17 protein-coding genes are annotated in these 20273 nt (G+C 69.6%); 6 read left to right on the top strand and 11 right to left on the bottom strand.

All coding sequences use genetic code 11. The annotated features are described in order from the left end of the window. Positions 1-23: 23 nt before the first annotated feature. Together JYG32_RS06985 and JYG32_RS06990 are read right to left on the bottom strand one after the other, a co-directional pair. Positions 24-1619 (bottom strand): sugar ABC transporter ATP-binding protein, encoded by a 1596-nt coding sequence (locus tag JYG32_RS06985; protein WP_213265095.1) that lies wholly within the window; start codon positions 1617-1619, stop codon positions 24-26. 69 nt (positions 1620-1688) lie between these two features. Continuing rightward, the gene (locus tag JYG32_RS06990; RefSeq protein WP_213265096.1) at positions 1689-2615 is read right to left on the bottom strand and encodes a sugar ABC transporter substrate-binding protein; all 927 of its coding nucleotides are present in this window, start codon (positions 2613-2615) and stop codon (positions 1689-1691) included. Between the two features lie 307 nt (positions 2616-2922). On the opposite strand from JYG32_RS06990, the gene JYG32_RS06995 reads away from it, so the two are divergent. The 5 genes from JYG32_RS06995 (at position 2923) to JYG32_RS07015 (ending at position 9237) form a co-directional block, all read left to right on the top strand. Further along, positions 2923-4878 carry a bifunctional 5-dehydro-2-deoxygluconokinase/5-dehydro-2-deoxyphosphogluconate aldolase gene (locus tag JYG32_RS06995; RefSeq protein WP_213265097.1) on the top strand — a complete coding sequence of 652 codons (1956 nt, stop codon included), beginning with the start codon at positions 2923-2925 and terminating at the stop codon, positions 4876-4878. Between the two features lie 47 nt (positions 4879-4925). Then, positions 4926-6809: a 3D-(3,5/4)-trihydroxycyclohexane-1,2-dione acylhydrolase (decyclizing) gene (gene iolD, locus JYG32_RS07000; protein WP_213265098.1), complete on the top strand. Its 1884-nt coding sequence runs from the start codon at positions 4926-4928 to the stop codon at positions 6807-6809. A 61-nt stretch (positions 6810-6870) separates the two neighbouring features. Continuing rightward, entirely contained in the window at positions 6871-7800 is a 930-nt protein-coding gene (gene iolE, locus JYG32_RS07005; RefSeq protein ID WP_213265099.1) for a myo-inosose-2 dehydratase, read from the top strand. A gap of 44 nt (positions 7801-7844) precedes the next feature. Then, positions 7845-8663, top strand: coding sequence for a 5-deoxy-glucuronate isomerase (iolB, locus tag JYG32_RS07010; protein ID WP_213265100.1), 819 nt, complete (start codon positions 7845-7847; stop codon positions 8661-8663). Between the two features lie 79 nt (positions 8664-8742). After that, positions 8743-9237 (top strand): heme-degrading domain-containing protein, encoded by a 495-nt coding sequence (locus tag JYG32_RS07015; protein WP_213265101.1) that lies wholly within the window; start codon positions 8743-8745, stop codon positions 9235-9237. A 61-nt stretch (positions 9238-9298) separates the two neighbouring features. Here the strand turns inward: JYG32_RS07015 and JYG32_RS07020 are convergent, their stop codons facing one another. The 8 genes from JYG32_RS07020 to JYG32_RS07055 form a co-directional block, all read right to left on the bottom strand. Then, on the bottom strand, positions 9299-10045 hold the full coding sequence (locus JYG32_RS07020; RefSeq protein WP_174382988.1) for an SDR family NAD(P)-dependent oxidoreductase: 747 nt from the start codon (positions 10043-10045) through the stop codon (positions 9299-9301). A 161-nt stretch (positions 10046-10206) separates the two neighbouring features. Then, positions 10207-10911: an ABC transporter ATP-binding protein gene (locus JYG32_RS07025; RefSeq protein WP_174382989.1), complete on the bottom strand. Its 705-nt coding sequence runs from the start codon at positions 10909-10911 to the stop codon at positions 10207-10209. Further along, positions 10908-11660: an ABC transporter ATP-binding protein gene (locus JYG32_RS07030; RefSeq protein WP_213265102.1), complete on the bottom strand. Its 753-nt coding sequence runs from the start codon at positions 11658-11660 to the stop codon at positions 10908-10910. Before JYG32_RS07030 ends, JYG32_RS07025 begins: the two co-directional genes overlap by 4 nt. After that, positions 11657-12886: a branched-chain amino acid ABC transporter permease gene (locus tag JYG32_RS07035; protein WP_213265103.1), complete on the bottom strand. Its 1230-nt coding sequence runs from the start codon at positions 12884-12886 to the stop codon at positions 11657-11659. Before JYG32_RS07035 ends, JYG32_RS07030 begins: the two co-directional genes overlap by 4 nt. Beyond that, complete coding sequence (locus JYG32_RS07040; protein ID WP_213265104.1) at positions 12879-13814, bottom strand: branched-chain amino acid ABC transporter permease; 936 nt, start codon at positions 13812-13814, stop codon at positions 12879-12881. The genes JYG32_RS07035 and JYG32_RS07040 overlap by 8 nt, the downstream gene beginning before the upstream one ends. Positions 13815-13823: 9 nt before the next feature. Then, a complete protein-coding gene (locus JYG32_RS07045) occupies positions 13824-14261 on the bottom strand; it encodes an acyl-CoA thioesterase (protein WP_174384159.1) in 438 nt (145 codons plus the stop codon). Between the two features lie 139 nt (positions 14262-14400). Then, complete coding sequence (locus JYG32_RS07050; RefSeq protein ID WP_174384158.1) at positions 14401-14937, bottom strand: NUDIX domain-containing protein; 537 nt, start codon at positions 14935-14937, stop codon at positions 14401-14403. 121 nt (positions 14938-15058) lie between these two features. Next, positions 15059-16333 (bottom strand): YbfB/YjiJ family MFS transporter, encoded by a 1275-nt coding sequence (locus tag JYG32_RS07055; protein ID WP_213265105.1) that lies wholly within the window; start codon positions 16331-16333, stop codon positions 15059-15061. 123 nt (positions 16334-16456) lie between these two features. On the opposite strand from JYG32_RS07055, the gene JYG32_RS07060 reads away from it, so the two are divergent. Further along, a complete protein-coding gene (locus JYG32_RS07060; RefSeq protein ID WP_213265106.1) occupies positions 16457-17371 on the top strand; it encodes a LysR family transcriptional regulator in 915 nt (304 codons plus the stop codon). A 232-nt stretch (positions 17372-17603) separates the two neighbouring features. On the opposite strand, the gene alaS is transcribed toward JYG32_RS07060, so the two are convergent. Continuing rightward, positions 17604-20228: an alanine--tRNA ligase gene (alaS, locus tag JYG32_RS07065; RefSeq protein WP_213265107.1), complete on the bottom strand. Its 2625-nt coding sequence runs from the start codon at positions 20226-20228 to the stop codon at positions 17604-17606. Positions 20229-20273 lie beyond the last annotated feature (45 nt).

Consider the following 20273-nt stretch of genomic DNA (forward strand, 5'->3'; position numbering starts at 1 on the left):
GTTGTCTCCAATCTTGTTTCGGGTCAGCGCGACGCGAGATCCATGATGCGGACCTGGTCGGCGTCCTTGCGTTCGACGATGCCGGTCATGCGCCCTTCGTGCATCACCATCACGCGGTCGCTCATCCCCAGCACCTCCGGCATCTCCGACGAGATCATCAGCACCGCGACGCCCTTGCCGGCGAGCGCGCTGACGAGCCGGTGGATCTCGGCCTTCGCGCCGACGTCGATGCCGCGCGTCGGTTCGTCGAGGATCAGGATGCGCGGCTGCGTGAGCAGCCAGCGCCCGATCAGCACCTTCTGCTGGTTGCCGCCCGACAGGTTCTGGATCTCCTCGTGCAGCCCGGGCGACTTCACGCGCAGCATCCGGCTCATTTCCTCGCAGTCGCGCTTCAACTGCGCCTGCTGCACGAAATTGAACTTCACGTAGCGGTTGCTGAGCACGGCCGCTTCCATGTTCGCGAGCAGGTCGAGATTCAGGAAGCAGCCGGTGTCCTTGCGGTCCTCGGTCAGGAACGCCATCCCGTGCTTCATCGCCTGCGCGGGCGTCGCGATCCGCACCGGCTTGCCGTCGATCCGGATCTCGCCCGACGTGGCCGGCACGACGCCGAACAGCGCCTCCGCGACGTTCGAGCGCCCCGAGCCGACGAGGCCCGCGACGCCGAGGATCTCGCCCGCGCGCAGCTCGAAGCTCACGTCGCGGAACACACCGTCGACGCCGAGGTTCTTCACCGACAGCACGACGTCGCCGATCGGCACCTCTTCCTTCGGGAACATCTGCGTGATCTCGCGCCCGACCATCATGCGGATGATGTCGTCGCGCGTGACGTCGCTCGACGCATGCGTGCCGATGTACTTGCCGTCGCGGAACACCGAGAACTCGTCGGCGATCTCGAACAGCTCGTTCATCTTGTGCGTGATGTAGACGATGCCCTTGCCCTGCTCGCGCAACTGGCGAATGATCCGGAACAGGTGCGTGACTTCCTTGTCGGTCAGCGCCGACGTCGGCTCGTCCATGATCAGCACGTCCGAATCGAACGACACGGCCTTCGCGATCTCGACCATCTGGCGGCTCGCGACCGTCAGCGTGCGCACGTCGGTTTCCGGATCGATGTCGATCGACAGCCGCTCGAACAGCTCGGCCGTGCGGCGGCGCAGTGCCGCGTGATCGATCAGGCCGAAGCGGTTCTTCGGTTCGCGGCGGATCCAGATGTTCTCCGCGACCGTCATGTACGGCATCAGGTTGAGTTCCTGGTGGATCATCGCGATCCCGCGGTCGAGCGCATCGAGCGGGCCGTTCAGCACGACGGGTTCGCCGTTGATCAGGATCTCGCCCTGGTCGGGCGTGTAGACGCCCGCGATGATCTTCATCAGCGTCGACTTGCCCGCGCCGTTCTCGCCCATCAGCGCATGGACGGTGCCGCGGCGCACGCGGAACTGCACGCCGTCGAGCGCGACGACGCCGGGAAAGGACTTGCCGACGCCGCGCACCTCGAGTACGCAGTCGGCCGCGGAAGAAGCCGGCGAACCGGACGATCCGGACGCGCCGGGCGATCCTCCTGATGAAGCGGCCGGCGCGTCGTCGCCGGCCATCGGGCGCGCGATCCTGGCTGTAAACATGGACGTTCCTCGACAAGTCGCGCGCGAACCCGGCGCTGCCGGGCCCGCGCAGTTCAACGGAAAAGCCGGTCAGTGCCTGGCGTACTGGTTCATGTTCTCGGGCGTCACGAGCTCGAACGGCACGTTCACGAAGCGGTCGACGCTCTGCTTCTTCGCGAGCTTCAGCGCGGCGGCAACCGACTGCGCGCCCTGCCCGATCGCGTTCTGGTACACCGACACCTTCAGCTCGCCGCTCTTCATCGAAGCGAGGCCGTCCGGCGTCGCGTCGATGCCGGCGACGACGGTCTTCGGCGTCAGTTTGCGCGCGGCCTTCAGCGCGTTGATCGCGCCGATCGCCATTTCGTCGTTGTTCGACACGATCGCGTCGAACTTCGTCCCGGAGCTCAGCCAGTTCATCGTGATGTCCTGGCCCTGCGTGCGGCTCCACTTGCCTTCGCGCTTGTCGACGATCTTCATGCCGGAGCATTCCTTCGTCGCGATCACGTCCTCGATATCCTTGGTGCGGGCACGCGCCGATTCGTTGGACAGCTCGCCCATCAGCACGAGCAGGTCGCCCTTGCCGCCGAGCAGCTTGCACACCTGGCGCGCCTGCAGTGTGCCCGACTGCTTCTCGTCGGATGCGACGACCGCGACGCCGGCCGGCAGCTTGTCGAAATCGACCGGCTTGCGGTTCACGTAGACGAGCGGGATCTTCGCCGCCGTCACCATCTTCGTGATCTTCGGCGTCGCGTCGGTGTCGACCGCGTTCACGATGATCGCGTCGACCTTCTGCGCGATCATGTTCTGGACCTGGCTCAACTGCTTGCCGACGTCGTTGCCGCCGTCCTCGATCTGCACCGTCGCGCCGTCCTTCTTCGCTGCGTCGGTGATGCTGTTGCGCAGGATGGTCAGGAACGTGTCGTCGAACGACGCCATCGTCACGCCGATCTTCTCGGCGTGCGCGAGCGGCGCAGCCAGGATCGCGGCGGCCGCGACGGCCATCAGCTTGGTCTTCATGATCAATCTGTCTCCTCATCTCCGGGGGGCGGAAGACGGCGCGTTGCGCGCCGCCGGCGCCGAGTCCGATACGGACTGAAGCATCCGGATGAAACTGTAGATCACTTCCTCGAAAATTTGGAAATTTATTTCTACGTGATTTCACCTAGGGAACTGGATTTCCAAAAAGTCTAGACTGCGTCCGTAGCCCGATTCCTTGCGGCAGGCAGCCTCGCGTCGTGCAGCGCACGTTGCGGACCGTCGCCGGCGGATCGGTCCCCTAAACCGCCGGCAGTGCCGAACGCCGGCCGCGAGCGTGATACGTGATATGAGCCTGCTGAACTTTCCGAGTGACCGCCCCATCGATCTCGCCTGCCTCGGCCGCGTGGCCGTGGATCTCTATGCGCAGCAGTACGGCAGCCGCCTGGAAGACGCGCGCAGCTTCCAGATGTATCTCGGCGGCTCGTCGGGCAACGTCGCGTTCGGCGTCGCCCGGCTCGGGCTGAAGACCGCGATGATCTCGCGCGTCGGCGACGAGCAGATGGGCCGCTTCGTGCGCGAGACGCTCGAGCGCGAAGGCTGCGACACGAGCCAGCTGCAGACCGACCGCGAACGCCTCACCGCGCTGGTGCTGCTCGGGCTGAAGGATCGCGACACGTTCCCGCTGCTGTTCGTGCGCGAGAACTGCGCGGACATGGCCGTGCGCGCCGACGAGATCCGCGAGGACTTCATCGCCGGCTGCCGCGCGCTCGCGATCACCGGCACGCATCTTTCCACGCCGGCCACGCGCGAAGCGTCGCTGACCGCGCTCGGCTACGCGCGCCGCCACGGCGTCGTGCGGATCCTCGACATCGACTACCGGCCCGTGCTGTGGGGGCTGACCGCGCGCGGCGCGGGCGAGAACCGCTACGTGCCGGACGCGCAGGTGACGCGGCAACTGCAGCAGGTGCTCGGCGAATTCGATCTGCTGGTCGGCACCGAGGAGGAATTCCTGATCGCGGGCGGCGTGCCCCACGACCTGATCGGTTCGTTGCAGGCGGTGCGCGGGATCACGAACGCCACGCTGGTCGTCAAGCGCGGCGCGCTCGGCTGCTGCGTGATCGAGGGCGACATCCCCACGCGCATCGACGATGCGCCGACCTTTCTCGGCGAACGCGTCGAGGTGCTCAACGTGCTCGGCGCGGGCGACGCGTTCCTGTCGGGCCTGCTGTCGGGGCTGCTGCGCGGCCGCGACTGGACAGAATCGACACGTATCGCGAACGCGTGCGGCGCGATCGTCGTGTCGCGCCATGCGTGCTCGGCCGCGATGCCGACGCCGGCCGAACTCGCGCACTGGTTCGACGGCAGCCGCAATCCCGTGGTCGACGCGGACCGCACGCTCGCGCACCTGCATCGCGTCACGGTGCCGCGCCGCGAATGGGACGACCTGTGCGTGATGGCGTTCGACCATCGCAGCCAGTTCTACGAACTCGCGGTGCAGGCCGGCGCGGACGAAGCGCGGATCAAGACGCTGAAGCGGCTGCTCGTGCGCGCGGCCGAACAGGTCGAGCGCGATCGCCATCTCGAAGGCCACGTCGGCGTGCTGATCGACGGCGGCGCGTACGGCAGCGACGCGCTCGCGTCGGCCACCGGGCGCGGCTGGTGGGTCGGCCGCCCGGTCGAGCTGCCGGGCTCGCGGCCGCTGCGCTTCGACGAGACGCGCTCGGTCGGCTCGTCGCTCACGCACTGGCCGACCGAGCAGGTCGTGAAGTGCCTGGTCCACTACCACCCCGACGACGACGTCGACCTGCGCGTCGCGCAGGAGCAGCGCGTGCTGGAGCTGTGGGAAGCCACGCGCGCCAGCGGCAACGAGCTGCTGCTGGAAATCATTCCGCCGCGCGCGGTCACGCCCGCCGGCACCGAGGACGACGCGGTGCTGCGCGCGGTCGCGCGCTTCTACAACCTCGGCGTGATGCCCGAATGGTGGAAGCTCGCGCCGATGAGCGCCGACGGCTGGGCGCGGCTCGCCGCGCTGGTCGCCGAGCGCGACCGCCATTGCCGCGGCGCGGTGATCCTCGGGCTGAACCAGCCGCTGCAATACCTCGTCGACAGCTTCCGCTCGGCGACCAACCCGATCGTCAAGGGCTTCATGGTCGGGCGCACGCTGTGGGCAGATGCGTCGCTGAACTGGCTCGCCGGCCGGATCGACGACCAGGCGCTGGTCGACGAAGTCGCCGGCAACTTCGCGCAGCTCGTGGACGCGTGGCTCGGCCGTCGCGGCGCCGCGCGCGCCGCCGCGGCCTGATGCGCGTGCCCGTCATGACCCATCCGATCCTTCTTCACTGACCGACGATGACCACCACCGTGAGACTGACCGTCAGCCAGGCGCTCGTGCGCTACCTGGCCGCCCTGCGCGCCGAAGTCGTCCAGCCCGACGGCCGCACCGAGATCCTGCCGTACTGCGGCGGCGTGTTCGCCATCTTCGGCCACGGCAACGTGGCCGGGCTCGGCGAAGCGTTGCATGCAGAAAAAGACCGGCTGCCGACGTTCCGCGCGCACAACGAGCAAGGGATGGCCAACGCGGCCGTCGCGTTCGCGAAAGCGAATTTCCGCCAGCGGATGATGGCCGCGACGTCGAGCATCGGCCCCGGCGCGACCAACATGCTGACGTCGGCCGCGCTCGCGCACGTCGGCCGGTTGCCGCTGCTGTTGCTGCCCGGCGACGTGTTCGTGTCGCGGCTGCCCGACCCCGTGCTGCAGCAGGTCGAGGATTTCGAACAGGGCGACGTGAGTGCGAACGACTGCTTCCGCCCCGTCACGCGCTACTTCGACCGGATCACGTCGCCCGAGCAGCTGCTCGTCGCACTGCCGCGCGCGATCCAGGTGATGACCGACCCCGCGCAATGCGGCCCCGTGTGTCTCGCGCTGCCGCAGGACGTGCAGACCTTCGCATACGACTGGCCCGAGGATTTCTTCGCGCCGCCGGTGATCCGGATGCGCCGGCCGCCGGCCGACGCACTCGAACTCGCCGATGCGCTCGACGTGCTGAAGGCCGCGAAGAAGCCGCTGATCGTCGCCGGCGGCGGCGTGCTGTACAGCCATGCGTGGGACGCGCTGCGCGCGTTCGCCGATACGCACGGCGTGCCGGTCGCCGAATCGCAGGCCGGCAAGGGCAGCCTCGCGTGGGACCATCCGCTGAACCTCGGCTCGATCGGCGTGACGGGCTCGCCCGCCGCGAATCGCGCGGCCGCGCAGGCCGACGTCGTGTTCGCGGTCGGCACGCGGCTGCAGGACTTCACGACCGGCTCGCACGCGCTTTACGGCGACGCGACGCTGCTGAGCCTGAACGTGCAGCCGTTCGACGCCGGCAAGAAACGCGGCCGGCAACTGGTTGCCGATGCGCGCACGGGCCTCGGCCAATTGTCGGCCGCGCTGGCCGGCTGGCGTGCCGACGCGGCCTGGACGGCCGCCAACAGCGACCAGGCCGCCGCGTGGCACGCGCGCGTGACCGAGCTGACGACGCGCGTGCCGAACGACACGCTGCCGTACGACGCGGAAGTGATCGGCGCGGTGCGCGACTCCGCGGCCGACGCGGGGCGCGACAGTGCGCGCGACGATCTCGTCGTGTGCGCGGCCGGCACGCTGCCGGCCGAGCTGCACAAGCTGTGGCGCAGCGGCGTGCCGGGCAATTACCACATGGACTATGCGTATTCGTGCATGGGCTACGAGGTCGCGGGCGGCCTCGGCGCGAAGCTCGCGCGGCCCGAACGCGAAGTGATCGTGATCGTCGGCGACGGCTCGTACATGATGCTCAACGCCGAGCTCGCGACCTCCGTGATGCTCGGCCGCAAGCTCATCGTCGTGATCCTCGACAACCGCGGCTACGGCTGCATCGAGCGGCTGCAACTGAATTGCGGCGGCGCGAGCTTCAACAACATGCTCGACGACTGCGTGCCGGAAGGCGGCGCGCGCTCGACGATCGATTTTGCGATGCACGCGCGCGCAATGGGCGCCGACGCCGTGCACGTGCGCGGCGTCGCCGAGCTGCGCAGCGAAATGAAGCGCGCACGCGCGGCGAAGACGAGCCAGGTGCTCGTGATCGACACCACGCACAAGCGCACGACCGACGACGGCGGCGCGTGGTGGGAAGTCGCGGTGCCGCAGGTATCCGAGCGCGCCGGCGTCGATGCGGCGCACCGCGCGTATCTCGACGCAAAGACCCGGCAGCGGCGCTGATGCCGCGCGCCGCCTACCCACCCGCCCCGCGAAAACCCCATTCGAACCAAGGAAGCAAGTCATGAGCTGGAACGTCCGCATCGGTATCAATCCCCTGTCGTGGATGAACGACGACCTGCCGTCGCTCGGCGGCGAGACGCCGCTCGAAACGGCGCTGAAGGAAGGCGCCGAAATCGGCTACGCGGGCTTCGAGCTCGGCAACAAGTTTCCGAAGACGGGCCCCGAGCTGAAGGCGAAGCTCGCCGAATTCGGGCTCGTGTGCGTATCGGGCTGGTATTCGGGCTTCCTCGCGGAAGTCGAACCGGGCATGAGCGACGCCAATGCGCTCGCCGCGGAAATCGAACGCTGCCGCGCGCACATGACGAAGCTGCAGTACAACGACGTGAAGGTCGTCGTCTACGGCGAATGCGCGGGCACGATCCAGGGCAGCATCGACACGCCGGTCGCGAAGCGGCCGCGCTTCGTCGACGACGCGGCATGGCAGCGCTACGCGGCGCGCCTCGACGCATTCGGCGCGCACCTGCTCGACACGTACGGGATCAAGCTCGCCTACCATCACCACATGGGCGCGTACGTCGAATCGCCGGACGACGTCGACCGGCTGATGGCGCTGACCGATCCGGCCAAGGTGTTCCTGCTGTTCGACACCGGCCACGCGTATTTCGGCGGCGCGGCCGACCCCGTCACGCTGCTGAAGAAGCACGTGTCGCGCGTGGTCCACGTGCATTGCAAGGACGTGCGGGCGCAGGTCGTCACGCAGGCGCGCAACGACGGCTGGAGCTTCCTGAACGGCGTGATCAACGGCACCTTCACGGTGCCGGGCGACGGCGCGCTCGACTACGACGCTACGCTGCGCACGCTGAAGGACGCCGGTTACGAAGGCTGGCTCGTCGTCGAGGCCGAGCAGGACCCGGCCGTCGCGCCGAGCTACGCGTATGCGAAAAAGGGCTATGAGTCGCTGCGCGCGATCGTCGACCGGTTGAGCGCGTGAGCGCCGAATCAGTTGAGCCCTATTCTATTGCGGAGCCCCACCCCATGACGATTTCTCCCCTGCTGGTCAAGGCATCTGCCGACCGCGAAATCTGCAACGTCACGCCCGAGTCGGCCGGCTGGAAGCACGTCGGTTTTCGCGCGCTGCGCCTGAAGGCCGGTGACACCGAAACGCTCGACACCGGCGCGCGCGAGCTGTGCGTCGTCGTGCTCACGGGCACGGTGCGCGCGGAGGTCGACGGCGAAACCCACGATGCGCTCGGCAAGCGCGACAGCGTATTCGACGACGTGTCGCCGGACGCGCTGTACGTGCCGGGCAGCAAGACCGTCACGCTGGTCGCGACGCGCGATGCGGAAATCGCGCTGTGCACCGCGCCGTGCGCGAGCGGCGACAAGCCCGTGCGGCGCCTCGACGGCGAACGGATGCGCCGCTCGGTGCGCGGGCAAGGCACCAACACGCGCTACGTGTGCGACATCCTGATGGGAGACAACCCGGCGGCCGAGCGCCTTCTCGTCGTCGAAGTCGTCACGCCCGCGAGCCATTCGAGCAGCTATCCGCCGCACAAGCACGACCGCGACGCGGCGCCCGACGAAACCTCGCTCGAGGAAACCTACTACCACCGGATCGATCCGCCGCAGGGCTTCGCGTTCCAGCGCGTGTACACCGACGACCGCAGCCTCGACGAAGCGTGCGCGGTCGAGAACCACGACGTCGTGATGGTGCCGCGCGGCTATCACCCGGTTGTCGCGCCGCACGGCTACAACCTGTACTACCTGAACGTAATGGCCGGGCCGAGCCGCGCGTGGGCGTTCAAGAACGATCCCGCGCACGAGTGGATGCTCGACGCGGCGCCGAAGCGCTGAGCGAACGACGGGCGAGCGCGCGGCCCGTGACGACGCGACGCCGGCGCGCGAACACGACTTGCGACGATACGGAGCCGCCATGGTGACGACCTTCCTGCGCATCGATCACGCGCCCTTCGACGACGACGCGCCGGACACGACGCTGCCGCACTTCAATGCCGACGTCGCGCGCCGGCTCGGGGAAATCGCGATCAATATCGCGTCGCGCCGCGGGCTGCCGATTGCGGTCGGCATCGTCGGCGAAACGGCGCCGCTGTTCTACTGCGCGCTCGACGGCAGCCGCGCGAGCGACAGCGACGCGATCCGCCGCCGCCAGAACACCGTGCTCCGTTTCGGCCTGAGTTCGCTCGAGGTCGGCACGCAGTTTCGCCGCGCCGGCTGGTCGCTGCGGTCGCAGGGCCTGTCGGACGACGACTATGCGCTCGACGGCGGCGGCGTGCCGTTGCGAGTCGCCGGCGCCGGCCTCGTCGGTGCGATGACGATCGCGGGGCTCGACTCCGAACGCAATCACGCGCTCGTCGTCGAGAGCCTGCTCTGGCACGTCGGTGCGAACGCGCTGGCGATGATCGCGTAACGACGCAATCGGCACGATCGGCGCACGCGCGCCGATCGTGCCGATTTGCCGTATCGCGGGATCAGTTCAACCCGCCGCTCACGACGAGGTGTTCGCCGGTCATCCAGCGTGCATCGTCCGATGCGAGGAACACCGCGACCGACGCGATGTCGTCCGGCTCGCCGAGGCGGCCGAGCGGCGTCTGGCCAAGCACCTGCGCTTCGAGATCGGAACCGATGATGCCCGCGCTGTGCGTGCCTTCGGTCACGATCATGCCCGGGTTGATCGCGTTCACGCGGATCTTGCGCGGGCCGAGCTCGAGCGCGAGCACGCCGGTGATCGCGTCGACCGCGCCCTTGGTGCCGCTGTAGACGGCGCTGGCGGGCGGCGTGATGCTGGTCACCACCGAGCTGATGTTGATGATGCTCGCGCCTTCGCCGAGATGCTTGACGGCCGCCTGCGTCGTGAGCAGCACGCCGAACACGTTCGTATCGAACTGCCGGCGGTAGTGCTCTTCAGTGATCGCTTCGATCGGCGCGAATTCGTACACGCCGGAATTGTTGACGAGCACGTCGAGACGGCCATACGTGTCGATCGCCGTATCGACGATGCGCTGCGCGTCGGCTGCCTTCGACACGTCGCCGCCGACCGCGACCGCGCGGCCGCCGGCTTCGACGATCGCGCTCACGACCGCGTCGGCGCCCGCCTTGCTGCTCGCGTAATTGACGACGACGGACGCGCCTTCCGCGGCCAGTGCCCTCGCGATCGCGGCGCCGATGCCCTTCGATCCGCCCGTGACGATCGCTACCTTGCCTGCCAGCTTGCTCATGATTTCATTCCTCAGTCAGAAGACTATCGATGGAGGGCGCCGGTTGCCGCGTCGATGCGGCGGCCCGGCATGAGTGGCAATTTAAGATGCCGCGCGGCGGCGATAAAGCGGCTCGACACGAATTGTCTGGCGGGGCCAGCCGAACAATCGGTTCGACGCCGTCAGCCGGCGCTCAGCCATGCGTTGGCGACATCGCCGCCCAGGCCGTCGAGCGCGCCGTCGTAGACGATCCGTCCGCGCCCCATTACCGCGACGCGCCGCGCGAGCCGCGGCGCGAACTGCAGCCGCTGCTCGATCAGCACGATCGCGACGCCGTCGGCCTGCAGTGCGGCGAGGCACGCGCCGACTTCGTCGACCGCGAGCGGCGCGAGCCCTTCGGCCGGTTCGTCGACGATCAGCACGCGCGGGCTGCCGGCGAGCGCACGCACCAGCGCGAGCACCTGCTGCTCGCCGCCCGACAGCCGACCTGCCTTCACGTCCGCGCGCGCGGCCAGCAGCGGAAAGCGGTCGAACAGGCATTCGAGCGCCGCGCGTTCGGCCGCGCCGCGCGTGCCGCGCAGCCCGAGCTTCAGGTTGTCGCGCACCGTCAGCAGCGGAAACACATCGCGGCTTTCGGCAACGTAAGCGACACCGCGCCGCGCGATCTCGAACGTGCGCGCGCCCGCGCATTCGGCGCCGGCGATGCGCACCGAGCCGGCGGTGCGCACGAGCCCCATCACGGCCTTCGCGAGCGTCGAGCGCCCCGAGCCGTTGCGGCCGAGCAGCGCGAGCGTCTCGCCCGGCGCGAGCGCGAGATCGACGCCGTCGAGCACGGGCTGCATCCCGTACCACGCGCGCAGGTCGCGAATGTCGAGGAGCGTATTCATGCGCCGCCCTCGCCCAGATACGCGGCGCGCACCGCCGGATCGGCGCGGATCGCATCGGGTTCGCCGGTCGCGACCACCGTGCCGCGCACGAGCACCGTGATGCGTTCGGCGAAGCCGAACACCGCATCCATGTCGTGCTCGATCATCAGCACCGTGCGGCCCTGCGTCGTCGCGCGGATCAGCGCGATCATCCGCGCCGCCTGCGCACGGCTCATGCCGGCCGTCGGTTCGTCCAGCAGCAGCGTGCGCGCGCCGCTCGCGAGCGCGATCCCGAGATCGAGCGCGCGCTGTTCCGCGTAGCTCAGTTCGGCCGCCGGCGTGTCGCGCCGCGCATCGAGACCGATGTCGTGCAGCACACGTGCGGCCGCGAGATCGACGGACGCCGATTCGCGCAGCCGGTTCCACCAGCGCCGCAGCTCGGCCGGCGCATGCAGCGCCGCGCAGCGCAGGTTGTCGAACACGGTCAGCCGCGCGAACGCGCTCGTCTGCTGGAAACTGCGGCCGATGCCGAGGCGGCTCGCGACGACCGGCCCGCGCCCGCGCAACTCGACGCCATGCAGCACGACGCGCCCGCGGGTCGGCCGCGTCGCACCCGCGATCACGCCGAACAGCGTCGACTTGCCCGCTCCGTTCGGCCCGATCAGCGCATGGCGCTCGCCGGCCGCGATGCTCAGCTCGACACCGTCGAGCACCGTTTGCGCGCCGAAGCGCTGCACGACACCGTGGAGCGCGATCGCGTTGCCGTTCATCGCCCGTCCTCCCGCTTGCCGGACTGCGCACCCTGCATGAGCCGCGCGCGCCAGCCCCACAGCAGCGTGCCGATACCGGCCGCCGAGCACGCGACGGCCCAGCCGGACGGCGTATCGGCGTCGATGCCCCACGCGCCGAACGCGAGGCCCGTGCCGTCGTCCTGCGCGAAGCGCCACGCATAACCGAGCTCGGCCGCGCAGACGATCGCGACGCCCCAGAACACGCACGCGCCGACGCCGCACAACAGGCGCCACCGCTCGGCCGCCGGCACGCCGCGCCGCAACGCATGCGCGAACGCTTGCGCGATGCCCGCGATCCCGCGCGGCGCGGCCACGACGATCACGACGAACAGCACGCCGAGATACAGCGCCCACGCGCGCGACACGCCCGCGACGACGACGCTCAGCGCGGTCAGCACGGCGGCGCCGGCCGCCGGCCCGAAGAACGCGCCGGTGCCGCCGATCACCGCGGCGATCAGCACGGTCGCTGAGCGCGCCATCGACACGCTGTCGGGCGCCGCGATTTCGACGTCGATCAGCGTCAGCGTGCCGGCAACGCCCGCGAAGAACGACGCGCAGGTGACCATCGCGAGTCGCACGCGGCGCGGATCGGTGCCGAGCGCGGCGACGCGCGCCGGGTTGTCGCGCACCGCGTTCGCGAGCCGCGCGAGCGGCGTGCGCGTCAGCGCGTGCATGGCCCACGCCGACACGACGCACCACGCGGCGATCACCGCATACGCGTGCGCCGGCGCGCCGAAATGCCAGTTGCCCCACGGCGTGCCGCTTGCGCGGTCGATCGGCACGCCGCCGATGCCGCCGAACCACGCGGGCACGCTCCACGCGGCGGCCGCGACGCATTCGCCGAGCCCGAGCGTGATCATCGCGAACGCGGTGCCTGAACGACGCGTCGCGAGCAGCCCGGCGACGCAACCGAAACCCGCGCCGGCGACGCCGCCGACGAGCGGCAACAGCGGCAGCGGGCCGCCGAAGCGGTTGAACCAGTGCGCGGCCGCGAAGGCGCCGAGGCCCGCGAACGCCGCGTGTCCGAACGACAGCAGCCCGGTCGTGCCGAGCTGCAGGTTGTACGACAGCGCGAGCACGACGAGCGCGGCCGTCTGCGCGAGATAACCGAGCACCGCGCCGTGCGGCCACAGCCATGCGGGCAGCGCGACGCACGCGACGAACAGTGCCCAGCGCGCCAAGCCGGCGAGCGCGCGGCTACGCATCGGCACGCTCGCCGAACAGCCCGCGCGGCCGTGCGACCAGCACCACGACGAGCAGCAGGTACGGCACCAGCGGCGCCAGCTGCGCGATCGACACCGCGGCCACGCTGTCGGGCAGCGCGACGCCGGCCCATTGCGCGAGGTCGCGCAGCGACGTGTCGCTCGCGGCCGCGAAGGTTTGCGCGAAACCGACCGCGAGCGACGCGGTGAACGCGCCGCCGAGCGAGCCGAGCCCGCCGATCACGACGACCGCGAACACGACCGACCCGACGGTCTCGGCCAGCGCGGGTTCGATCACCGCCAGCGGCGCGCCGATCACGCCGGCCAGCGCCGCGAGCGCGGTGCCCGCGCCGAACAACGCCGTCATCAAGCGCGGCACGTCGTAGCCGAGCGCCTCGACGGCCGCGCGATGCGTGAGCGCCGCACGCACGACGAGCCCGATGCGCGACACGCGCAGCAGCGCGCCAAGCGCGACCAGCATCGCCGCGGACATCCCCATCATGAACAGCCGGTAACGCGGCAACGCGAGGCCGAATACGGTCACGGGCGCGCCGTCGAACAGCGGCGGCACGGGCGCCGGCAGTGGCGCGAGCCCCCACAGCAGTTTCGCGCCCTCGCCGATCAGGTAGGCGAGGCCGAAGGTCAGCAGCAGCTCGCTCGTATGGCCGCGCGCCTGCACGCGGCGCAGCAGAGCGCGTTCGCAGCCGGCGCCGAGCAGCCCGACCGCGAGCGGCGCGAGCACGAGCGCGGGCCAGAAGCCCGCGCGCGCCGCGATGCTGTAGCCGACATACGCGCCGAGCATGTAGAAGCTCGCATGCGCGAAGTTGAGCACGCCCTGCACGCTGAAGATCAGCGTGAGGCCCGCCGACAGCATGAACAGCAGCAAGCCGTAGCTGAGGCCGTTGAAGGCCTGGAGCGCGAACGCGTGCACCGCGAACCGTCAGGCCGCGAGCGGGTCGAGCGCGGCGCGCAGCGCATCGGGCAGCGGCACGGGGCGGCGCGTGCCGCGATCGACGTACACGTGCACGAAATGCCCCTGCGCGGCGGGCGACGCGTCGCCTTGCGCGAACAGTCCGACCTCGTAGCGAACGCTCGACGTGCCGAGCTTCGCGACGCGCAGCCCCGCGTCGACCGACTGCGGAAACACGAGCGGCGCGAAGTAGTTGCACTGCGTTTCGACGACCAGCCCGATCGTCTGCCCGTGCTCGACGTCGAGCACGCCCGCGCGGATCAGGTACTCGTTCACGACGGTGTCGAAGTAGCTGTAGTAGACGACATTGTTCACGTGCCCGTAGACGTCGTTGTCCATCCAGCGGGTCGTGATCGGCAGGAAGTGGCGGTAGGTGTCGCGCGGACGCGGCTGCGGCTTGTCGGACATGGCGATGGCGGTCAGGACGGTGGGGGCGATGAGGACGAAGCGCGGCAGCCGTGCGGCACGGCGCGCCGGCAACCGGCGAAGCGCCGCGTCGCGATCGCGCGCGGCACGTCGGATGAAACGCTGCGGACCGGCCGGCCCGTCACTGCCCCGGCCGGTCGACGAATTCGAAATCGAGGCCGCGCGCACGCATCCAGTCGGCGAGCGCGACGCCCGTGCCGGCGCGCCAAGGGCGCAGCAGCGGCGGATCGACGAGCCTGTATTCGAGCAGTTCCGGCGACAGCGCGACCGTGCCCGACGCACGCACGTGGTACGCGATGATCAGTTCGTTCTTGCGGATGAATTCATAGACGCCGACGAGCGACACGTGCTCGGCCTTCAGTGCCGTTTCCTCGAACACCTCGCGCGCGATGCCGTCCTCGGGCGTCTCGCCGTTCTCGAGGAAACCGGTGATCAGCGCGAACATCCCTTCGGGCCAGGCCGCGTTGCGCGCGAGCAGGATCTTGCCGTCGAGCTCGACGATCGCGGCGACGACGGGCAGCGGATTGTTCCAGTGAACATAGCCGCAGGTGTCGTCGGGGCATGCCTGGCGAATGCGGCCGCCTTCGTGTTCGGGATCGGCGCGCTCGGTCAGCGGGCTCGCGCAGCGCGGGCAAAAGCGGTAGTCGGCGGTGGTCATCGATGGGAATCTGGCGGACGCCCGGCGGCCGCCTGCCGGCCGCCCGCGCACCCGCTCGGCGCGGGAAAGGCTTCATTCTAGCGAGTTTGCCCGGGTCGCAGACGATCCGGCCCCGCCGGCGTCAGGGTTGCAGGCGGCCCTTGGCGGCAGTCGCCGCGAAGCCGGCGGCGCCCGCGAGCAGCGCGGCCACCGCGACCCACAGCGCCGGAGAAAACGACCCGTGGCGCGCGGCGAGCGGCGCCGCGACGAGCGGACCGAGGATCTGCCCGATCCCGTACGACGCGGTCGCATAGCCCATCAATCCGGCCGCGCGCTCGCCGTGCAGGCGCCGCGCCTCGCGCATCGCGAACAGCGTGATCGCGGTGAACGGCAGGCCGAGCAACGCGCTGCCGACCGCGAAGCCGGCCGCGTTCGGCCACACGATCCCGGCCGCGATACCGAGCGCCTGCGTCGCGCAGCCGGCCGCCAGCAGCATCCGGTTGTCCCAGTGGCCGGGCAGCCGCGCGGCGGCGATCGCGCCGACGATCAGCGCCGCGCCGAACATCGGCCAGAACAGGCCGGGCCACGGCGAACCGGCGGGCAGCGCGGCGCGCGCGATCACGGGCAGGAACGTCGCGGTGATGATGTAGCCGAAGCCCGGTGTCCCGTACAGCACGACGAGCCACGCGGCGTCCGCGCGACGGCGGCACGCGTCGGCCGGCGCCGCGGAGGCTGCCGAAGCGGTCGAAGCCGCCGAAGCTGCGGCGGCCGCATGCGGTGCAGCGCCGGCCGCCGGCACGGCTTGCGCCGGCGCGACGGCAAAGGTGCGCCAGATCGCGACCGACAGCACTGCCGACAGCGCCGCGAAGCCGAGCCAGCCCGACGCCGCGCGCCGGCCGGCCAGCGCGCTGCCGATCAGCCCCGTCAGCACGATGCCGACGCCGGGCCCCGCGTAGATCACTCCGCTCCACTCGGGCGCATACAGCTCGGCCAGGCGCCGCAGCCCCCATTGCGACATGAACACGAACGTCCATGCGCTGACGACGCCCGCGACGAAACGCACCGCGAGCCACACGGGCAGCAGGTGGCCGACGCCCATCGCGGCGGTGAGCAGCACGGTGGCCGCGAGCCCGAAGCGGACCATCCGCGCGGGCGCGACACTCAGCGCCGCGCAACTGACCGCGCCGACGAAGTACCCCGCGTAGTTCGCCGATGCGAGCCAGCCGCCGGCCTTCAGGCCGATCGAGCCGTCGGCGAGCATCAACGGCAGCAGCGGCGTGAACGCGAAACGTCCGACGCCGAGCACGACGGCGAGGCCGACCATGCAGGCCAGCGCGACCGCGCCGGCGCGACGGTCGGCCTGATCGGACGGGAACCCGCCGGCATCGGCGGCGGTCGGGGCATCGGAGCGTGACATGGCGGCATGGGCCGGCGCGCGGCGCGCCGGCCGGATCGGAAACCGGAATGCTGCCATCGTAGCTTGACCAAACGTTCTCGAAAAATGAATAATCAAGAATCGACTCATCCCCTGGAGAGAATCATGGATCTGGCGGCGCTGGCGATATTCCGGGCGGTCGTGCGCGAGAACGGGGTGACACGCGCGGCGACCAAGCTCAATCGCGTGCAGTCGAACGTCACGACGCGCATCAAGCAGCTCGAGGAAGAGCTGGGTGCGGCGCTGTTCGTGCGCGACGGCCGCCGGCTCGTGCTGACGCCGGCCGGGAACACGCTGCTGCCGTATGCGGAGCGCCTGCTCGCGCTCGCCGACGAGGCGCGCGACGCGGTGCGCGAGGACACGCCGCGCGGGCGGCTGCGGCTCGGCACGATGGAGAGCACGGCCGCGAGCCGGCTGCCGACCGTGCTCGCGCGCTATCACCATGCTTGGCCCGACGTGTCGCTCGAACTGCTGACGGGCACGACGGGCTGGCTGATCGACAAGGTGCGCGACTTCGAGATCGACGCCGCGCTGTTCGCGCGCCCGCCCGCGCCGGACACGCTGCCCGACACGTTCGAGACGGTGCCGGTCTTCCGCGAGGATCTTGTGCTGCTCACGCCGCGCGGCCATCCGCCGGTGCACACGCCGCGCGACGTGATCCTGCCGACGCTGATCGCGTTCGAGCGCGGCTGCACGTATCGGAAGTACGTCGAGCAATGGTATGCGGCGCACGGGATGAAGCCGGCGCGCGTGCTCGAACTCGGGTCTTACCACGCGATCGTCGCATGCGTCGCGGCCGGCGCGGGCATCGCGGTCGCGCCGCGCTCGGTGCTCAACCTGCAGCCGGAAACCGACCACATCACCGCGCATGCGATTCCGGAATTCGAAGGGATCGATACACTGCTGGCGTGGCGGCAAGGTTATGCGTCGGCGGCACTCGCCGCGCTGCGCGACGCGCTTGGGGAGGCCGCACGGCAGCAGGACGCAGTACGGAAACCGCGTGTGACGCAGCCGGCCTGAAGCGATCCGCCAACGGACGCACGACGGCGCACTCGCGCACCGTCCGTTGGCGTGCCGGGCAACCGTTCGTGCGTCCGGTGTGGCGTCGGATCAGCCCCCCGCACCGCGTGTAAACGCAAAACGACCCGACCGGCACTCATGCCGATCGGGCCGTTTCATGCGGCTCGGTCGAAACAACCGCGCTGTGCCGGACGGCGCTCCGCCCTCACGGGCGCCGCGCCGGCCAGGCCGATCAAAGACGCTCTTCGACCCAGCCCTTGACACCAGCCAGCGCGCCCGGCAGGTTCGCCGGCTCGGTGCCGCCAGCCTGTGCCATGTCCGGACGGCCGCCGCCCTTGCCGCCGACCTGCTGCGCGACGAAGTTCACGAGCTCGCCGGCCTTGACCTTCTTGCTCGCGTCGGGCGTGACGCCCGCAATCAGGCTGACCTTGCCGCCTTCGACGGCCGCCAGCACGATCGCCGCGCTCTTCAGCTTGTCCTTCAGCTTGTCGACCGTTTCGCGCAGCGTCTTCGCGTCCGCGCCGTCGAGCGTCGCGGCCAGCACGTACACGCCGCCGATCTCGACAGCCTGCTGCGCGAGCTCGTCGCCCTGGCTCGATGCGAGCTTCGACTTCAGCGCGCCCAGTTCCTTCTCGAGCGACTTCACCTGGTCCTGCACCTGCGCGATGCGCTGCGTGAGTTCCGACGGCTGCGCCTTCAGCGCGGCCGCCGCTTCGTTCACGCGGGCATCGAGATCCTGCACGAAACGCACCGCGTTGTCGCCGGTGATCGCCTCGACGCGGCGGATGCCGGCCGCGACGCCGCCTTCGACGACGATCTTGAAGAAGCCGATGTCGCCGGTGCGGCTCACATGCGTGCCGCCGCACAGTTCGCGCGAGAAGCCGAGGTCGAGCACACGCACTTCATCGCCGTATTTCTCGCCGAACAGCGCCATCGCGCCGCCCTTCACCGCTTCGTCGTACGGCATCACACGCACGATGCCCGGCGCGTTCGCGAGGATTTCGTTGTTGACGATCTGCTCGACGCGACGGATTTCGTCGTCGGTCATCGGTGCGTTGTGCGCGAAGTCGAAACGGGTTTTTTCCGCGTCGACCAGCGAACCCTTCTGCTGCACGTGCGCGCCGAGCACCTCGCGCAGCGCCTTGTGCATCAGGTGGGTGGCCGAGTGGTTGCGCTGCGTGCGTGCGCGGCGGTGCGCGTCGATCTCCGCGCGCAGCACGTCGCCGATCTTCAGCGTGCCCTGCTCGAGCGTGCCGTGGTGGCCGACCACGTCGGCCTGCACCTTCAGCGTATCGGCCACCGCGAAGCGCGTCGCGGCATTCGCGAGCACGCCCTGGTCGCCGACCTGGCCGCCCGATTCCGCGTAGAACGGCGTGTGGTCGAGCACGACGACCGCATCCTGGCCGACCTTCACTTCGTTGACCGACGAACCGTCGACGTACAGCGCGACGACCTTCGCATCGTCGAACGCGATTTCCTCGTAGCCGTGGAAGGTGGTCTTCGCGCCCGTGTATTCGAGGCCCTGCGTGGCCTTGAACTTGCCGGCCGCGCGCGCCTGCTCGCGCTGACGCGCCATCGCATCGTCGAACGCCGGCTCGTCGACCGTCATGCCGCGCTCGCGGCACACGTCGGCCGTGAGGTCGAGCGGGAAGCCGTAGGTGTCGTGCAGCTTGAACGCGAGTTCGCCGTCGAGCACCTTGCCGCCCTTCGCTTCAACGTCGGCCAGCGCGCCCTCGAGGATCGACATCCCGTGCTCGATCGTCTCGAAGAAGCGCTCTTCTTCCTGGCGCAGCACGTCGGTCACGCGCTGTTCGGCTTCCTTCAGCTCCGGATACGCGACGCCCATCTCGGCGACGAGGTCGGCCACCAGCTTGTGGAAGAACGAACCCTTGCGGCCGAGCTTGTAGCCGTGGCGGATCGCGCGGCGCACGATCCGGCGCAGCACGTAGCCGCGGCCTTCGTTGCCGGGGATCACGCCGTCGACGATCAGGAACGAGCACGCGCGGATGTGATCGGCGATCACCTTCAGCGAGTTGTTGGTGAGGTCGTTGATCTCGGTCACGCGCGCGGCCGCCTTGATCAGGTTCTGGAACAGGTCGATCTCGTAGTTGCTGTGCACGTGCTGCAGCACCGCGGCGAGACGCTCGAGGCCCATGCCGGTGTCGACGCACTGCTTCGGCAGGGCCGTCATGTTGCCCTGCGCGTCGCGGTTGAACTGCATGAACACGAGGTTCCAGATCTCGATGTAGCGGTCGCCGTCTTCTTCAGGAGACCCCGGCGGGCCGCCCCACACGTCCGGGCCGTGGTCGTAGAAGATCTCGGTGCACGGGCCGCACGGGCCGGTGTCGCCCATCGTCCAGAAGTTGTCCGACGCGTAGCGCGCGCCCTTGTTGTCGCCGATCCGGATGATGCGCTCGGTCGGCACGCCGACTTCCTTCGACCAGATGTCGTACGCTTCGTCGTCTTCCTGGTACACGGTGACCCACAGCTTTTCCTTCGGCAACTGGTAGACCGTGGTCAGCAGCTCCCACGCGAACCGGATCGCGTCGTGCTTGAAGTAGTCGCCGAACGAGAAGTTGCCGAGCATCTCGAAGAACGTGTGGTGGCGCGCCGTGTAGCCGACGTTCTCGAGGTCGTTGTGCTTGCCGCCCGCGCGCACGCTGCGCTGTGCCGTCGTGGCCCGCGAATACGGACGATGGTCCGTGCCGAGGAAGACGTCCTTGAACTGGACCATGCCCGAGTTCGTGAACATCAGCGTGGGGTCGTTACCGGGCACGAGGCTCGACGAGCGGACGATCGTGTGGCCCTTCGATTCGAAGAATTTGAGGAATTTCTCGCGGATTTCGGCAGCTTTCATGGCGTGCGGGGACTGTCTGGCAAAGACGGCTTCAAACGCCGGCGC

It is taken from the genome of Burkholderia pyrrocinia (genome assembly GCF_018417535.1).
GTDB classification, from domain to species: Bacteria; Pseudomonadota; Gammaproteobacteria; order Burkholderiales; family Burkholderiaceae; genus Burkholderia; species Burkholderia pyrrocinia_E.

Bases quoted from the DNA above. Each gene is read 5' to 3' on its own strand.
- JYG32_RS07015 (WP_213265101.1), top strand. From the start codon at position 8,743: ATGGTGACGACCTTCCTGCGCATCGATCACGCGCCCTTCGACGACGAC.
- iolB (WP_213265100.1), top strand. From the start codon at position 7,845: ATGACGATTTCTCCCCTGCTGGTCAAGGCATCTGCCGACCGCGAAATC.
- JYG32_RS07025 (WP_174382989.1), bottom strand. From the start codon at position 10,911: ATGAATACGCTCCTCGACATTCGCGACCTGCGCGCGTGGTACGGGATG.
- JYG32_RS07045 (WP_174384159.1), bottom strand. From the start codon at position 14,261: ATGTCCGACAAGCCGCAGCCGCGTCCGCGCGACACCTACCGCCACTTC.
- JYG32_RS07030 (WP_213265102.1), bottom strand. From the start codon at position 11,660: ATGAACGGCAACGCGATCGCGCTCCACGGTGTCGTGCAGCGCTTCGGC.
- JYG32_RS06985 (WP_213265095.1), bottom strand. From the start codon at position 1,619: ATGTTTACAGCCAGGATCGCGCGCCCGATGGCCGGCGACGACGCGCCG.
- alaS (WP_213265107.1), bottom strand. From the start codon at position 20,228: ATGAAAGCTGCCGAAATCCGCGAGAAATTCCTCAAATTCTTCGAATCG.
- JYG32_RS07035 (WP_213265103.1), bottom strand. From the start codon at position 12,886: ATGCGTAGCCGCGCGCTCGCCGGCTTGGCGCGCTGGGCACTGTTCGTC.
- JYG32_RS07020 (WP_174382988.1), bottom strand. From the start codon at position 10,045: ATGAGCAAGCTGGCAGGCAAGGTAGCGATCGTCACGGGCGGATCGAAG.
- JYG32_RS06995 (WP_213265097.1), top strand. From the start codon at position 2,923: ATGAGCCTGCTGAACTTTCCGAGTGACCGCCCCATCGATCTCGCCTGC.
- JYG32_RS07055 (WP_213265105.1), bottom strand. From the start codon at position 16,333: ATGTCACGCTCCGATGCCCCGACCGCCGCCGATGCCGGCGGGTTCCCG.
- JYG32_RS07050 (WP_174384158.1), bottom strand. From the start codon at position 14,937: ATGACCACCGCCGACTACCGCTTTTGCCCGCGCTGCGCGAGCCCGCTG.
- iolD (WP_213265098.1), top strand. From the start codon at position 4,926: ATGACCACCACCGTGAGACTGACCGTCAGCCAGGCGCTCGTGCGCTAC.
- iolE (WP_213265099.1), top strand. From the start codon at position 6,871: ATGAGCTGGAACGTCCGCATCGGTATCAATCCCCTGTCGTGGATGAAC.
- JYG32_RS06990 (WP_213265096.1), bottom strand. From the start codon at position 2,615: ATGAAGACCAAGCTGATGGCCGTCGCGGCCGCCGCGATCCTGGCTGCG.
- JYG32_RS07060 (WP_213265106.1), top strand. From the start codon at position 16,457: ATGGATCTGGCGGCGCTGGCGATATTCCGGGCGGTCGTGCGCGAGAAC.